This window comes from Flavobacterium muglaense (genome assembly GCF_014305155.1).
GTDB lineage: Bacteria > Bacteroidota > Bacteroidia > Flavobacteriales > Flavobacteriaceae > Flavobacterium > Flavobacterium muglaense.
In genome coordinates this window covers 19,813-35,666 of sequence record NZ_JACRUK010000040.1, presented here as the reverse complement: position 1 = coordinate 35,666, position 15,854 = coordinate 19,813, and the positions used below count along the sequence as shown (strand labels likewise).

Sequence of the window (15,854 nt, the reverse complement as noted above, 5' to 3'; positions counted from 1 at the left end):
TTGCATTTAAACAAGAAAAAGTAGCTCTAAATACCTCTGTTTTATTGGATTTGCAATTTTTCAGCAAGCCCTAAGTACCATGATCTGTCTTTTGGAAATTTCATTCCCTTAAAAACCTCTTCTCCTGTTAGTAGGATGTATTCACCGTCGTTTTTAGCTTCGTCGTGATAAAACTGATAGATTTCCATGGCGTAGGTTTTTGGATCAAAATAAAAGTACCATGCATCTTTCCCTACTCCTTCTTCATATTTTACTTGTAGTACTAAGTACTCTTTGTTCATGAATGTTTTAGTGGTAACAATAGGGTTTATAATGGTACCCGAATCTTTTAATTTCATGGGTAAGCCGTACAAGAACGTATAGTAGTTTTTCATGAACTTCGCTCTTGCATCATTCAAACTAAACGTTTTAATTTCTTCGTCTGTAAAGGTTGTTTTACCATTTAAACTAAAGCTACTTTGATCGTTAGCAACTATATGTTCCACTTTAGTATCGTTTTTAATAGCAGTTAATTTGAAATATTGATGGGGTAAATCAATCGAAACTTCACTTAAACGGTTGCTGCCGTTGGGCATTTTCATTTCGATAGATAATGTTCCTTTAAAAGTATCCCATTGATTATTTGGGTCGTGATATTGAATTGCTTTTTGCAATAGTTGCTGTCCAGAAATCGCTTGCGCTTTCATTTGCGCAGCAATAAAAAAACAAAGCAATACGAAGATAGAATTACACGCTGTTTTTAAAGAAGGAATTATAGCCATTTTTTGTTTTTTATAGGATGAATAATTAGGTGTTAATCCAATTGATCAGTTAGTTTTTTAAAGACAGATTTAGCGTCTTTTCCGTTGTATAAAATTTCATAAACGGCATCTATTATTGGCGTTTTGGCTTGGTAGCCTTGGTTTAGTTTGTAGGCACTTTTTGTAGCATAATACCCCTCAGATACCATGCTCATTTCCATCATAGCGCTTTTTACAGTATATCCTTTACCAATCATGTTACCAAACATTCTATTTCTAGAAAAAACAGAGTATCCAGTCACTAATAAATCTCCCAGATAAGCAGAGTCATTAATGTTTCGTTTCATTTTGTGGACTTTCTTGATAAATTTTTTCATCTCACGAATTCCATTACTCATCAAAACCGATTGAAAATTGTCGCCATAGCCTAACCCATGTGCAATTCCTGCAGCAATGGCGTAAATGTTTTTTAACATGGCAGCATATTCTGTTCCAATAATATCATCTGTGATCTTAGTTTTGATGTAGTTTCCAGATAAATTATCGGCTACTACTTTGGCTTTGTTAGCATCACCACAGGCAATTGTCAAGTAAGACAAACGCTCAAGAGCGACTTCCTCGGCATGGCAAGGCCCAGTAATTACACCAATGTTGTAGTAAGGAATGTCATAAGTAAAATGGAAGTGCTCGCCCACAATAAGGCTAGTTTCGGGCACAATTCCTTTAATCGCTGAGAAGATTATTTTGTCTTTTAGCGACACGGTTAGCTTTTCCAGTTCGGCACTTAAAAAAGCTGATGGAATTGCAAAAATAATGTAATCAGCATAAGCAACGGCTTCGTTGATGTCATTAGTCAATTTTAATTTATTGATATCAAACTCTACCGAGCTTAAATAGTTCGGGTTGTGTTTGTGCGTTTTTATATGTTCAATAGCAGAGTCGTTACGCATGTACCATGAAACCTCTTTAAGGTTTACACATAACATTTTTGTAATTGCTGTTGCCCAGCTCCCACCACCTATTACTGCAAATTTTATATCTCCGGCCATTTTTTTTCTTAAATTTAACCAAAAGTACTTAAAAATGCATTAATTAAACAAATAAAATAATGGAGTACTCTTAGGGATTAGGTGATTGCAATATTCGTTAGTATAATAAAAACAATAATTTTTATAATTTAACACAATAAATGAATCTTATTAACGTTGTAACTTATTATAAATTAAGTTTTTAATAAGTAAATTAAAATTGAGTTAGTTAGTTTTGTTTTGGTGTTATTAAAAAAGGCGCCCTGAATAAATTCAAGAACGCCTTTTTATTTAACACTGATCGATTTCAGTATTTCGAATTAGTAACTCATTTCCACAATAGCTTTGACTTTGTCTAGTGTGATATTTTGTTTTTCTCCCAGACCTTTCCAACCTCTTTCATCAAAGCGGCTTACTATAAAATCTGCTGTATTACTGTATTCTTTTTTATAATCCGATAATTTGGTATCCATTCCCATAGTGTGGAAAAATTCAACCGTTTTATTGATCGCTTCTTTTGCAATTTCGTCATCCGTTCCTTCTAAGTTGAAGATGCGTTTTCCGTATTGCGCTAATTTTCCCTTTTTAGTTTCGAACATTACAGTGTATAGACTTGGAGCAATAACTGCAAGCGTTCTTGCATGATCAATTCCGTACATGGCTGTTAATTCATGACCTATCATGTGTGTTGCCCAGTCGCTAGGAACTCCTTTTTGAATCAATCCGTTAAGCGCCATAGTACAAGACCACATAAAGTTTGACGCTAATTCATAATTAGCAGGATCTTCCACCACTTTAGGACCTACTTCGATCAAAGTTTGCAAAATTCCTTCGGCAATACGATCTTGTAAGTGTCCTTCATGAGGATACGTTAGGTATTGTTCCATAACATGTGTGTAAGCATCTACAACACCATTTTGCAATTGTCTTTTTGGTAAAGATTGAATTACAGTTGGATCGCATATAGAAAATTTTGGAAACAAAGCCGAACCACCAAAAGCTAATTTCTCTTTAGTAGCTTCGATTGTAACCACTGCTCCAGAGTTCATTTCGCTTCCTGTAGCTGGTAAAGTCAATACAGTTCCAAAAGGAATGGCATTTTCTTTAATCAAAATACGTTTTTGCAAAATCTCAATAGGATCTCCTTTGTAATTCACCGCTCCTGAGATGAATTTTACCCCATCAATAACAGATCCACCACCTACAGCAAGAATAAAATCAATTTTTTGTTCCTTAACGATAGCCACTGCTTTCATCAAAGTTTCAAAATGCGGATTCGCTTCAATACCTGCAAATTCTACAATTTCGTATCCTTTTAAGTTGTTGATTACTTGTTCGTGGATTCCGTTTTTAAAGATACTTCCACCACCGTAAGCTAATAATATTTTGGCTCCAGCAGGTACAAGGCTTCCTAATTTTTCCATTTGACCTTTACCAAAAACTAAATTGGTAGGGTTATATAATTCAAAGTTTAACATAATGATACTGTTTAAATTAAGAAGGCTTTACCGCTCCTATTCTTAAAAAGAACAAGAGCTTGGTAAAGCCTCTTTACTATTATTAATTATTATTTTTTAGCATTCAATTGACCTAACAATTTTTCTGCTACTAGTTTAGATGAAGCTGGATTTTGTCCAGTAATCAATAAACCATCTTCTACTGCGTATGGATTCCAGTCTGCAACTTTAGAATAAGTAGCTCCATTTGCTTGTAAAGCATCTTCTAATAAAAACGGAACTACATCAGTTAATCCTACTGCTGCTTCTTCAGTGTTAGAAAATCCAGTTACTTTTTTACCTTTTACTAAAAATTCTCCGTTTACTTTCACGTTTTTCAACACTGCTGGTGAGTGACATACAAAAGCTACTGGCTTGTTATTAGTGTAAAAAGAAGTAATTAATTTACTAGAATCTTCGCTTGATGCTAAATCCCATAATGGTCCGTGACCTCCTGGATAAAATACAGCATCATAATCAGACTCTTTTACATCAGTTAATTTATGCGTTTTACTCAATTTAGCTTGTAATGCAGTGTCTTTGTCAAAACGTTTTGTGTCTTCTGTTGCAAATGATGCATCGGCACTTTTTGGATCAATTGGAGGTTGTCCTCCTAGAGGTGTTGCAATATCAATTACAACTCCTTTATCTGCTAACTCATAATAAGGTGCTGCAAATTCTTCAACCCAAAATCCTGTTTTTTCTCCTGTGTTCCCTAAATCTGAATGGCTAGTTAGAACGAATAATACTTTTTTCATCTTAGTTTTTTTTGTTTTTTGTGCAGTTGCTGTAAAACAACCTACTGTTAATACTAGTATTGCAAATAATGCGACTTTTTTCATTTTGTTATTTTGTTTCTACAAATTTACGGCTATTATGCTATCAGTAAAAATAATTTAAATTATGTTTGTGATAAATATATTTATATCATGGTCAATCTAGAATGGTACAGAACTTTCAAATCAGTCTATAAAAACGGTAACTTTTCATTGGCAGCCAAAGAGTTGTTTATTAGTCAGCCAGCAGTGAGTCAGCAAATAGGGATGTTGGAGGCACATGTGGGTTATACTTTATTCAACCGAAAGTCAAAAGGAGTCGAGCCAACAGAGTATGCTAAGTTATTGAATAACTTGATCATAGAAGCACTTGATCGTCTAGAAAATGTCGAAAACGGTTTTCGCGCCAAAGCTTTTAATGCCAATAGATTGATTACGGTGGGTATTTCGCAACATTTATTCAGTAGTATTGCTAGTGTCTTGATATCTGAATTTGATTATGTTGATTTTAGCTTTCATGAAAATGAAGCGCTTTTCGAATTGGTAGATTCAAAAAAACTTGATTTTGCCATAGTAACAAAGAAGTATGACACCTTTGATACGATCCAGAAAAAGATTGGTGAAATAAAACAAATTATAGTAGGTTCTAATACAATAGAAGCAACCGATTTGAAAATAAAGATCAAGTCAAAAGATTTTAACGCAATCGAACACTGGCTGAATGAGCAAAAGTGGTTCAGTCACGATAGCGGGATCCCGCACGTAAAATTATTCTGGTTGTATGTGTTTAATAAAAAAAGGCCATCGATGATCCCTAATTTTATTATCCCATCTGAATATGAAATGTTAGGTGTTCTTGAAAGAGGTAGTGGTATTGCAGTAGTTTGGGACATCAATGCAAAGCAATTTATTGCAGAGAAAAGAATACAGCTATTATGGAATAGCAATCAAATGCCTAGTACTGAAGTCTTTCTATTATCTGGTAAAAACGATAATTTCAATACCGCTTTTCAAGAAATTGAATCTGTTTTAAAGGGAGTTTTAAGTTAATAAGAAACAGCAATCGTTTAACTAAAGTTTGCAGCACAAAACAGGAGTTGTTTAAAACTATCTATATATTTGTTTAAATCATACGCATTAAAAAATGAGTGAATATCAAAAAATTAAAGTCGCTGTAGATGCTATCGTATTTGGTTATCAAAATAATCAGCTATATGTATTATTGATTCAGCAAAAATTTGGGACCCAAGAGTCGTATTGGGCATTACCAGGTGGATTAGTTCGTGACGATGAATCTTTGCAAGATGCTGTAAAAAGAGAGCTGAAAGAAGAGACTAATATAGCCGTTAATTATTTTGAGCAACTGTATACTTTTGGGGATGATATCAATCGTGATCCTAGAAACCGAGTAATTTCGGTGGCTTATTATGCTTTAGTCGATCCTTCAAAACTCAATGTAAAAGCAGATTCGGATGCTGAAAATGCGCAATGGTTTCAAATAAATGAAGTGCCCGTTTTGGCATTCGATCATACCAATATACTTAATGCAGCCATTGATCGATTAAAAGCGAAGCTTACTTATGCGCCCATTGGTTTTGATTTGTTACCAAAAGAATTTTTATTTTCTGAGTTAGAGAACTTATACTGCACTATTTTAGAAAAGGAAATTGATCGCAGGAATTTTAGAAAAAAAATATTAAGCTTTGAAATCATTGAGGAAACCGATCGTTTTTCTCCAATAAAAAGCGGAAGACCAGCCAAGTTATTTAAGTTTAATAAGAAGAAATACAATGATTTATTGAACAAAGGTTTTCACTTTGAAATAAAGTTTGCGTAATTTTTACACAAAATAAATTGTTCATTCAAAATAAATATTTACATTTGTGTATAATTAACGCAAAATCAAAAATTATGATACTTAATTTAGACCCAAAATTCAAACCATTTACGAATGAAGATGAAATGGTTTTTCAGAGTTTTACTTTTTCAGGAGGAGAGCCACATATCAAGATTGATCCTGATTTTGACCCAAGTCAGAAAGTAACCATTACGCACCGTTTAAATTCTTTTAACGACTTAGGTTTATTGTGCATTGCGGTTGATGCTTTGCGTAGAATGGATGTAAAAAGAATAGAACTTTTTATTCCATATTTTCCAGCGGCAAGACAAGATCGCGTGATGATCAAAGGAGAGCCGTTATCCGTAAAAGTATATGCCGATATTATTAATGGCATGCAATTAGACAAAGTGTTTGTGTTTGATGCACACTCTGAGGTAACGCCGGCTTTAGTGAACAACTGTGAAGTGATTCCGAATCATACTTTTATAAAAGCAGTAATTAAATCGATAGGGAATGATGTTAAACTAATTTCTCCTGATGGTGGTGCTTTAAAGAAAATTTATAAAGTGTCAGAATTTCTAGGTGGAGTTGAAGTTGTAGAATGTAGCAAAAGCCGCGATGTAAAAACAGGTCGTTTGTCTGGATTCAAAGTATATAATGATGATTTACAAGGCGCCGATTGTCTAATTGTAGATGATATTTGTGATGGAGGAGGAACTTTTGTAGGACTAGCTCAAGAGCTCAAAAACAAAAATGCAGGTAAGTTATATTTGGCGGTAAGCCACGGAATATTCAATAAGGGGTTTGCTGTTTTGGACTGTTTCGAAAAAATATTTACGACCAATTCATTTAAAGATTTTGAAGGAGAAAGTGTTGAAGTAATTGGTTTAGGAGATGGACTTTTATCTTAACACAGAAAATTCTTTTAATCGATTATTAGAAGAATACAATCAACATCAATCTATTGTAGTGGCATTTGATTTTGATGACACTGTTTATGATTTTCATAAAAAAGGAAGGTTATACGATGAGGTTATAGAGTTGTTAAGAGGTCTGAAATCAATAAATTGTTACTTAATCTGTTGGACAGGACAACAAGCATTAGATTTTGTAGCTACTTATCTAAGGCAAAACAGCATTCCTTTTGATACTATAAACGAAAACCCACCCTTTTATAAATCTGAAAGCAAGAAAATTTATGCCAATGCATATCTGGATGATAGAGCAGGCTTGAAACAAGTTTATGATGAGTTGAATCAATTAGTTTTACATGTAAAAAAATAAAATTATAATAGAGAAGAGTCTCATTCTCTTGATTATTGCTAAGTATAATAAATCTTTAAAATAAAGCAAATGCCAAACACGTATTCTCAAATGTATGTTCAAGTGGTGATCGTTGTAAAATTCAGGAAGTCATTGATTCATAAATCATGGAAAGATGAATTGTATAAATACATAACGGGGATTGTTACAAACAAAGGCCAAAAACTATTGAGGATAAATGGGGTCGAAAACCATGTTCATATTTTGCTAAATATTAAGCCTAACCTAGCTTTATCTGATTTGGTGAAGGATATAAAAGTAAACAGTACGAATTGGATAAATGACAGAGGCTTTAATGATGCGAAGTTTCAATGGCAAGAGGGATTTGGTGCTTTTACCTATTCAATTTCTCAGTTGGACAATGTTATAAAATACATTGAGAATCAAGAAGAACATCATAAAAAACAAAGTTTTAAAGAGGAGTATATTTTGTTTTTGAAAAATTTTGAAATTGAATATAAGGATGAATATCTTTTTGATTTTTTAGAGTAGATATGCAGCTCCTCTGGAGCTTACCGAAGATGATATAGTAATTTTATAGATATTTAGCTCCTCTGGAGCTAGCAATAAAATAGATAAGTGTAATAAAAGCTCCAGAGGAGCTACATATTTATAACAAACACAGAAAGAGAGTAAAGCGCTCCAGCGGAGCGCAATATCTATAACGAATAAATCAAGATAAAGCCATAGTCCATCGAAGGGATCTATTTATAGCAATAAAACAAAGCCCCTTAGGAGCTACATTTATAACAAACACAGAAAGAGAGTAAAGCGCTCCAGCGGAGCGCAATATCTATAACGTAAAACAAGCTCCGTAGGAGCTACATATTTATAACAAACACAGAAAGTGAGTAAAGCGCTCTAGCGGAGCGCAATATCTATAACGTAAAACAAGCTCCATTAGAGCAAAATAACCTTAACACTATGAACCCATTATTATTAACAGACGGCTACAAAGTAGACCACAAAAGACAATATCCAGACGGAACAACATTAGTATATTCAAACTGGACACCTAGAAAATCAAGAATTGATGGAATTGAAAAAGTGGTGTTCTTTGGATTGCAATATTTCCTTAAAAAATACATCATTCAGGATTTCGATTTGTATTTTTTCAAACAACCTAAAGAAGAGGTAGTAAAAAAATATGCACGCCGAATCAATAATTACCTTGGTGAAAACCAAGTAGGTACAAAGCATATTGAAGATTTACACGATTTAGGATATATTCCAATGGTATTTAAAGCCTTACCAGAAGGGGCAAGTGTTCCTATTCGTGTGCCAATGTTTACGATGTACAACACATTGCCAGAATTCTTTTGGCTTACAAATTATTTCGAAACCTTACTTTCGGCTGTCATTTGGTTGCCTTGTAACTCGGCTACTATTGCTAAGGAATACCGTCAAGTGTTAGATAAATATGCTGCCGAAACATCTTCAATGCCAGAATTTGTAGATTGGCAAGGGCACGATTTCTCAATGCGAGGAATGGGTGGTATAGAAGCTGCTGTAACATCTGCGGCGGGACATTTATTGAGTTTTACAGGCTCAGATACGATTCCTGCTATTGAGTTTTTTGAGGACTATTACAACGCTAATTCTGATACTGAGTTAATTGCAGGTTCTGTTGCTGCAACTGAGCATTCTGTAATGTGTATGGGGACTACTGAAGGAGAGTATGAAACTTTTAAAAGATTAATTTGTGAGGTATACCCAAAAGGAATTGTTTCTATCGTTTCGGATACTTGGGATTTATGGAAAGTGCTTACTGATTATTTACCGAGATTGAAAGACGAAATTGTTTCAAGAGAAGGTAAAGTTGTAATTCGTCCAGATAGTGGTGATCCAGTGGATATTATTTGCGGAAATCCAAACGGAAAAACCGAACAAGAAAAGAAAGGAGTAATCGAATTGCTTTGGGACGTTTTTGGTGGTAGTACAAATGCAAAAGGATTTAAAGAATTAGTACCTCAAATAGGAGCAATTTATGGCGATAGTATTACTGTGGCAAGAGCAACTGCTATTTGTGAGCGCTTGAAAGAAAAAGGTTTTGCGTCTACAAACGTTGTACTTGGTATAGGATCTTTTACTTACCAATACAATACTCGAGATACTTTTGGATTTGCAATGAAAGCTACGTACGGAGAGGTAAATGGAGAGGGTAGAGCCATTTTTAAAGATCCGATTACAGATGATGGAACTAAAAAATCAGCCAAAGGATTGATGAAAATTGAATTAGTAAATGGTAAATACACGTTAACTGATGAGGTTTCGTGGGAAGAAGAACAAAAAGGGGAGCTAAAAGAAGTCTTTAGAGACGGAAAATTATTAACCAATTTGACTTTGGCAGAGATTAGAAACCAAATTAAAAAGGGTTAGTTAGAGATAATTAATAACCAAAAAAGCCTAAATGAATGCGATTCATTTAGGCTTTTTTGTTGTTTTTTAAGTAGATGAATTACTTCTTATAAAAAATATTGTGATCAATGTATTCCCAAACTTTATTAGGTAATAACGGCTGAATATTTTTTCCTTCTTTGATGTTGTTACGAATAAAAGTAGACGATATTTCGACTACAGGCGCATCAATAATATGAATTTTGTGATGATTTTTTAGATCTAAATTTTCCACTTCTGGCGAAATTAGTTCACTGATTTGATCTTTGGCGTCAAGTCTTGGATAAACATAGATGTCATGATTTTGCAAAATGACCTCGTAGTTTTTCCATTTATGAAGTGATTTTAGGTTGTCTTCGCCCATAATCAATGAAAACTCATGATTTGGGTATTTCTCTTCTAGGTGAACTAAAGTGTTTACTGTGTAATTGGGTTGTGATAATTTAAATTCAATATCCGAAGGTTTGATTTTAGCATAATCCTCGGTAGCCAGATGCACCATATGCAATCTATGAAAATCATCTAGTAAAGTACTTTTTTTCTTATGCGGATTGTGTGGTGTTACCACCATCCAAACTTGATCCAAATCAGAATGTTCTGCCATATGATTAGCAATAATCAAATGGCCAACATGAATGGGATTAAAAGTTCCGAAATAAAGTCCTATTTTCATCGATTTAATTTAAAGATTGAAAAATTAAAGAATTGAAAAACCGTAATAATATTTAAATCGTTCAATTCTTCAATCTTTTAATTTTTTTTACTTGCTTACAAAATCCTTCACTAACGTTGAAGCTTCTTCCAAGGCGATAGCTAGATCATAATTTTTTATTACAACATCAAATTGTGGCGCAGTTGCAAGCTCTACAGATGCTTTGGCAATACGCATATTGATTTTGTCTTCACTCTCCGTAGAGCGTTTTTTAAGTCTGATTTTAAGCTCATCAATACTTGGCGGTTTTACAAAAACAGCGAGCGTTTCTTCGGGGAATTTTGATTTTATACGCAATCCACCAGCTACATCAATATCAAAAATTACATTTTTGCCAGTAGCCCAGATGCGTTCGATTTCGGTTTTCAAAGTACCGTAGAAATTATCTCGATAGACTTCTTCCCATTCTACAAAATCTTCATTTTTAATATGGGTTTTAAAATCGTCAAGTGACATGAAGTAGTAATCTTTTCCGCTCACTTCTTCGCCACGTGCTTCGCGAGTTGCAGCCGAAATAGAGAACTCCAAGTTCAAGTCGTCTTGTTGTAATAAATGTCTAACTATAGTAGTTTTCCCAGATCCTGATGGTGCCGAGAAAACAATTAATTTTCCTTTTTTCATTATAAGATGCTTTTTCTATCGGTTTTTCAACCTTTTAGATATCGTTTTAAATAAGAAACCTGCAAGATTTAAAAATCTTGCAGGTTTGTCTTATAGTACATTTAATACTTGTTCTTTTATTTTTTCCAATTCGTCTTTCATTTGAACGACTAATTTCTGCATTTGTGCATGATTGGATTTTGAACCCATCGTATTGATTTCACGACCCATTTCTTGAGTAATAAAACCTAATTTTCGACCATTCGCTTCTGTTCCATTTATCGTTTCCAAGAAATAATCCAAGTGATTCGTCAGACGCACTTTTTCTTCCGTAATATCTAGTTTTTCAAGGTAATAAATCAACTCTTGTTCAAAACGGTTTGCGTCTACGTTGACTTGCAATTCAGCAATTGCAGTTTGCAAACGGTCTTTTATTGCTTGAACACGTTCCGGATCTAATTCTAGTGCTTCAGTCATGTACTGACGAATATTACCAATACGCAATTGAAATTCTTTTTCAAGTGACATCCCTTCATCTTTTCTAAAAGTCAATATGTTTAGAACTGCTTCTTCAATTACGGCTTGGATTTGGATCCAGTCATTTTCGTCAATTTCGTCGCGCTCAATTTTTAAGGCGTCTGGCATTCTTACTGCCATTTTCATCAATTCAGTCTCATCAGCAGCTGCATAAACTTCTCTTAGTTGATTGATGTATGCTTTTACGATTGGAACATTTACTTTGGTAGTGGTTTGTTCAGCGGTGCTTTCGATAAAAATAGAAAAATCAACTTTTCCTCTTTCTAGTCTGGATGCCAGTTGTGTTCTCAATCCTAGTTCCATTTCGCGGTACAGTGAAGGCATTCTTACATTCAGGTCAAGACCTTTGCTGTTTAACGATTTGACTTCTACTGTTATTTTTTTGGTAGGTAATTGCAAAGTTGCTTTACCAAAACCAGTCATTGATTGTATCATATAGTTGTATAAAGGAGCAAAGATAATGAAAAGCGCATTAACCCGCAAAGTGAGTGTTTTTCAGGTTTATGACTTTTTGTCGGCAGGCTTTTGGGTCACCAAATAGACACCTACAAAAATCAATACTGCCGATATAATTTTGACTAAACTTAAGTCGTCTTTCCCTAAACCAATAGCAAATACGGTGGCGAAAAAAGGTTGTAAATAGATAAAAACAGCAACCGTTGTGGGTTTTAACTCCTTCATTGTAAGCAAGTTCAACAAGTAGGTAACAAAAGTCGAAATAACAACTACAAAACCTATTTTCCAATAAATAACTTGAGGAACTACTGCCCAATCTACAGCTTCAAATTGGCTCCAGCCAAAAGGCAATACCATCAAGAAACCAAAGAGATAAATCCATTTTACAAAGGTAAAAGCATTGTATTTCTCCATTAATTTTTTAACAATAATCAGGTAAAAACCGTAGGAAATAGCATTTACTAAAACCAAAATATTACCCAAACTCGCATTGGTAGCCGCGCCAATAGATTTACCATAAAGAATCAAGAAACCGGTGCCTACTAAGCCTAGAAGGATTCCGGCAACCATTCGTTTTTTCATTTTCTCTTTCATTATTATGGCCGATAATACCAAAACAATCATAGGTGTCGTTACCATAATCACCGCTGCAGATATGGGCGAAGTAAGGCTTAATCCTTTAAAAAAAGTAAGCATATTAAATGCCACGCCAAAAAAAGCCGCAGCAATAATTCGAGGAAAATCACTTAAATCTATTTTTTCTTTGGGCATAAACAACCAGCACGCCCAGAACAGTAGCATGGCACCACTTACCCGCAAAACAATGAAGCCAAATGCATCAATATAAACCGGCATAACATCCTTTGCAATCGTAAAAGTAACACCGTAAATTATCGAAACAATCGTTGCGCCTAGTAGTACAATTGTCCGTTTAGACATGGTTTAATGCTTTCATTACTTGCAACATACTTTGCTGACTTCCGCCTGTAAAAACCTTTCCATCAATCATAAAAACAGGACGACTCAAGAACGTATAATGCTCTAATATGTATTTTTTATAATCATCTTCTGTCAGCGATTTGTCTTTAAGATTCATCGATTTATACAACTGTGCTTTTTTGCTAAACAAGGCTTCGTAGCTGCCTGATGCTTGGTACATTTCGGCTAATTCTGCTTCAGTCAAAGGGTCTTGCTTGATGTCTCTAAAAACAAGATTGTTTCCTTTTGGCAACGTTTTTATAATTTTTCGGCAGGTATCGCACGAGGCAATATAGTATATTTTGTTTGTCATAATTTCAAATCTTTGTGCAAAGAAAATTCATTTGAAACTGAAAATGATTATTTTTATCAAAAAAAACAAAATGAATTCGACTCTAGCTGTAACAAGAACCAGTAGAAATATTCTTTCTCAAATTTTGCCTAACTACACATTAGCACAATTAAACGCCATTCCTGAAGGACATAACAACAACCTAATCTGGAACATTGGTCATATTGTTGTCGTGCAACAAATGCTAGTTTACGGGCTTTCGGGCTTGCCTATGAACATCTCAAATGACTTGGTCGAAAAATATAAAAAAGGCACCAAACCAGAGCAAGACGCTACTCAAGAAGAGGTTGACGAAATCCAAAAATTATTGGTGACAACCATTGATCAAACAGAAATTGATGTTCAGAATTCAATTTTTGAAAACTTCAAAGAATACCCAACATCTACTGGATACATTTTAAAAAATGCGCAAGACGCCATGGATTTCAACAACTTCCACGAGGGAATTCACTTGGGAGCTATTTTTGGGATCCGTAAATTTATTTAAGTTTTTATTCAGGAGCTTATCCCGTCATCCGCTGTATCTTTTGTAGCTTAAAGAAAGCTACAAAAGGATGCCGCTCCTACCGGGGCTAAAAAAAACGTTTAGTACCTTATTTAACAATCAAGTACGATTTCAATTCCTCATACGGAATCAATAATTCCTGCGTTCCATCGGCATAAGAAGCAATTTCATATCTGTTGTAAAACAAAAGCAAGCCTTTTTCAGTGTAAAAAATATTATACGGCAATTGAAATTGATCCCCTTCAAACATAAAAGTGGTAGCATTAATTTCCTGGTCTTCAGGTATGTTGAACTGTGCTCTAAACTTCTTTTCGGCTAGTACTTTAAACGCTTTTGGATCTTTAAATAATTGACTTACAGTTACTGTTTTTCCTGTTTTGAGGTCAAATAATAACGAGCGTTGCCCTTTGTAGCCATGAGCACCTCCGGTATAACTATAGTGGTCAATAGTGATATTCAATATACTGTCAGATTGGTAGGTTACCTTTCCTTCAATTTCAGCTTCCCATCCCAGTTCATCATTGGGAAACTCCGTTTTTAATTTCTCATACGATCCTATAAATGCGGCAATTAAGTCGTTGTAATCAGTTGAGGTATACGGTTTTTCGCCAAAGTAAACAATCTCTTTTACTACGGCAAATACTTTTTTATTGATGCTATCGCTTATGGCTGGTTTGCCGCTGGCAAATGGAATGCTGACCGTTATTTCGGGGCATTCGTCAGTGCAATCTAAAGCCGATTTTTTAGTGTACGATTGCGTTTCAAAAGAGAGTTCTTTTTGACAACCTACCAGTAAAAATAATAATCCAATGGCGTATGCTGCTTGTTTCATTTTTAAAAAGTGTTAATTTAATACAAAGGTATGAACTTGTTCCTTGTTAGGAATAAATTTAGAACTAAGTTTGGGTAATCATTAAACGAGTAAAATTTAAAGATATGAAATTCAATACAAAAACAATACACGGTGGGCAACATCATGACCCATCCACGGGGGCGGTTATGCCTCCAGTTTTTCAAACTTCAACATTTGCACAAACAAGTCCAGGCAAACCTGTAGGTGATTATCAATACAGCCGATCTGCAAATCCTACACGTTCAGCCCTAGAAGAAGCGCTGGCAAGTATAGAAAATGGTGCCAAAGGACTCGCTTTTTCATCAGGACTCGCTGCGACTGATTGCCTGTTGCGCTCGTTTAAAGCAGGCGACGAAATCATTACAATGGACGATTTGTATGGTGGTACCTATAGAATGTTTACCAAAATATATCATAATTCAGGCATTGTATTTCATTATGTTGACATGAACGACTTAGAAAATATTAAATCGGTCATTAATGAAAACACCAAAATGATTTGGGTAGAAACCCCTACCAATCCCTTAATGAAATTGGCCGATATTGCTGAAATTGCCAAAATCACTAAGGCACATAATATACTTTTGGCAGTCGACAATACCTTTGCAACGCCCTATTTGCAAAAACCATTAGACCTAGGAGCGGATGTAGTAATGCATTCGGCTACTAAATACTTAGCAGGACATTCAGATGTTGTGGCGGGGGCATTAATCGCAAAAACAGAGGAGCTAGGCAAACAATTGCATTTTCAACAATTTGCCACTGGGGCAACACTAGGGCCAATGGATAGTTTTTTAGTGCTTAGAGGAATAAAAACCTTGCACTTAAGAATGGAAAGACATTGCGAAAACGGAGAAAAAGTAGCTGCTTTTTTAAACAGTCATCCCAAAATAAAAACAGTGTATTATGCGGGTTTAGAAAGTCATCCTTTTCATGAAATTGCCAAAAAACAAATGAGTGGTTTTGGGGGTATGGTTTCTTTTGATTTTGTGTCTGGAGTAAAACAAGACGCTATTACTTTCTTAGAAAAACTTAAAATATTCACTTTGGCTGAGTCTTTAGGCGGAGTAGAGTCACTGGCTAATCACCCTGCTCTAATGACCCATGCATCGATTCCAGAAGAAAAACGATTGGAAGTAGGGATTACAGATCATCTCGTGCGTCTGAGTGTAGGAGTCGAAGATATCGATGATTTAATTGATGATCTAAAGCAAGCTTTAAGTGAATAGAGCCTATTCATAAAAAAAATATAGCCCAAATC

18 protein-coding genes are annotated in these 15,854 nt (G+C 34.8%); 8 read left to right on the top strand and 10 right to left on the bottom strand.

The features are described 5' to 3' along the window. Positions 1–41 precede the first annotated feature (41 nt). The 4 genes from H8R24_RS13885 to H8R24_RS13870 all read right to left on the bottom strand — a co-directional run bounded on the left by H8R24_RS13885 (position 42) and on the right by H8R24_RS13870 (position 4,106). The gene (locus tag H8R24_RS13885; RefSeq protein WP_222617412.1) at positions 42–761 is read right to left on the bottom strand and encodes a DUF6503 family protein; all 720 of its coding nucleotides are present in this window, start codon (positions 759–761) and stop codon (positions 42–44) included. A 32-nt stretch (positions 762–793) separates the two neighbouring features. Further along, entirely contained in the window at positions 794–1,789 is a 996-nt protein-coding gene (locus tag H8R24_RS13880; protein ID WP_187020040.1) for an NAD(P)H-dependent glycerol-3-phosphate dehydrogenase, read from the bottom strand. Between the two features lie 299 nt (positions 1,790–2,088). Beyond that, positions 2,089–3,246, bottom strand: coding sequence for an iron-containing alcohol dehydrogenase (locus tag H8R24_RS13875; RefSeq protein ID WP_187020042.1), 1,158 nt, complete (start codon positions 3,244–3,246; stop codon positions 2,089–2,091). Positions 3,247–3,335: 89 nt separating this feature from the next. Next, positions 3,336–4,106: a type 1 glutamine amidotransferase domain-containing protein gene (locus tag H8R24_RS13870; protein WP_187020045.1), complete on the bottom strand. Its 771-nt coding sequence runs from the start codon at positions 4,104–4,106 to the stop codon at positions 3,336–3,338. 87 nt (positions 4,107–4,193) lie between these two features. On the opposite strand from H8R24_RS13870, the gene H8R24_RS13865 reads away from it, so the two are divergent. The 6 genes from H8R24_RS13865 to H8R24_RS13840 all read left to right on the top strand — a co-directional run bounded on the left by H8R24_RS13865 (position 4,194) and on the right by H8R24_RS13840 (position 9,582). Continuing rightward, the gene (locus tag H8R24_RS13865) at positions 4,194–5,090 is read left to right on the top strand and encodes a LysR family transcriptional regulator (RefSeq protein ID WP_187020048.1); all 897 of its coding nucleotides are present in this window, start codon (positions 4,194–4,196) and stop codon (positions 5,088–5,090) included. 94 nt (positions 5,091–5,184) lie between these two features. After that, positions 5,185–5,877: an NUDIX hydrolase gene (locus H8R24_RS13860; protein WP_187020050.1), complete on the top strand. Its 693-nt coding sequence runs from the start codon at positions 5,185–5,187 to the stop codon at positions 5,875–5,877. Positions 5,878–5,951: 74 nt separating this feature from the next. Further along, the gene (gene prs, locus H8R24_RS13855; protein ID WP_187020052.1) at positions 5,952–6,791 is read left to right on the top strand and encodes a ribose-phosphate diphosphokinase; all 840 of its coding nucleotides are present in this window, start codon (positions 5,952–5,954) and stop codon (positions 6,789–6,791) included. Next, a complete protein-coding gene (locus H8R24_RS13850) occupies positions 6,775–7,164 on the top strand; it encodes a hypothetical protein (RefSeq protein WP_187020055.1) in 390 nt (129 codons plus the stop codon). Before prs ends, H8R24_RS13850 begins: the two co-directional genes overlap by 17 nt. Before the next feature lie 69 nt (positions 7,165–7,233). After that, the gene (gene tnpA / locus H8R24_RS13845) at positions 7,234–7,695 is read left to right on the top strand and encodes an IS200/IS605 family transposase (protein ID WP_187020057.1); all 462 of its coding nucleotides are present in this window, start codon (positions 7,234–7,236) and stop codon (positions 7,693–7,695) included. A 432-nt stretch (positions 7,696–8,127) separates the two neighbouring features. After that, on the top strand, positions 8,128–9,582 hold the full coding sequence (locus tag H8R24_RS13840; protein WP_187020060.1) for a nicotinate phosphoribosyltransferase: 1,455 nt from the start codon (positions 8,128–8,130) through the stop codon (positions 9,580–9,582). Positions 9,583–9,661: 79 nt separating this feature from the next. Here H8R24_RS13840 and nadD read toward each other — a convergent pair whose 3' ends face one another. The 5 genes from nadD to H8R24_RS13815 form a co-directional block, all read right to left on the bottom strand. After that, a complete protein-coding gene (gene nadD / locus H8R24_RS13835; RefSeq protein ID WP_187020063.1) occupies positions 9,662–10,273 on the bottom strand; it encodes a nicotinate (nicotinamide) nucleotide adenylyltransferase in 612 nt (203 codons plus the stop codon). Positions 10,274–10,360: 87 nt separating this feature from the next. After that, on the bottom strand, positions 10,361–10,933 hold the full coding sequence (gene gmk / locus H8R24_RS13830; protein WP_187020065.1) for a guanylate kinase: 573 nt from the start codon (positions 10,931–10,933) through the stop codon (positions 10,361–10,363). A gap of 90 nt (positions 10,934–11,023) precedes the next feature. Beyond that, the gene (locus tag H8R24_RS13825; protein ID WP_187020067.1) at positions 11,024–11,884 is read right to left on the bottom strand and encodes a YicC/YloC family endoribonuclease; all 861 of its coding nucleotides are present in this window, start codon (positions 11,882–11,884) and stop codon (positions 11,024–11,026) included. A gap of 66 nt (positions 11,885–11,950) precedes the next feature. Then, positions 11,951–12,844: a DMT family transporter gene (locus tag H8R24_RS13820; protein WP_187020070.1), complete on the bottom strand. Its 894-nt coding sequence runs from the start codon at positions 12,842–12,844 to the stop codon at positions 11,951–11,953. Next, positions 12,837–13,196 (bottom strand): arsenate reductase family protein, encoded by a 360-nt coding sequence (locus tag H8R24_RS13815; protein WP_187020072.1) that lies wholly within the window; start codon positions 13,194–13,196, stop codon positions 12,837–12,839. The genes H8R24_RS13820 and H8R24_RS13815 overlap by 8 nt, the downstream gene beginning before the upstream one ends. 70 nt (positions 13,197–13,266) lie before the next feature. Here H8R24_RS13815 and H8R24_RS13810 point away from each other — a divergent pair, with 70 nt between their 5' ends. After that, on the top strand, positions 13,267–13,722 hold the full coding sequence (locus H8R24_RS13810) for a DinB family protein (RefSeq protein WP_225876824.1): 456 nt from the start codon (positions 13,267–13,269) through the stop codon (positions 13,720–13,722). A 106-nt stretch (positions 13,723–13,828) separates the two neighbouring features. Here H8R24_RS13810 and H8R24_RS13805 read toward each other — a convergent pair whose 3' ends face one another. Continuing rightward, on the bottom strand, positions 13,829–14,572 hold the full coding sequence (locus H8R24_RS13805) for a DUF3298 and DUF4163 domain-containing protein (RefSeq protein WP_187020077.1): 744 nt from the start codon (positions 14,570–14,572) through the stop codon (positions 13,829–13,831). Between the two features lie 104 nt (positions 14,573–14,676). On the opposite strand from H8R24_RS13805, the gene H8R24_RS13800 reads away from it, so the two are divergent. After that, entirely contained in the window at positions 14,677–15,822 is a 1,146-nt protein-coding gene (locus tag H8R24_RS13800; protein WP_187020080.1) for a cystathionine gamma-synthase, read from the top strand. The last annotated feature ends 32 nt before the right edge of the window (positions 15,823–15,854 follow it).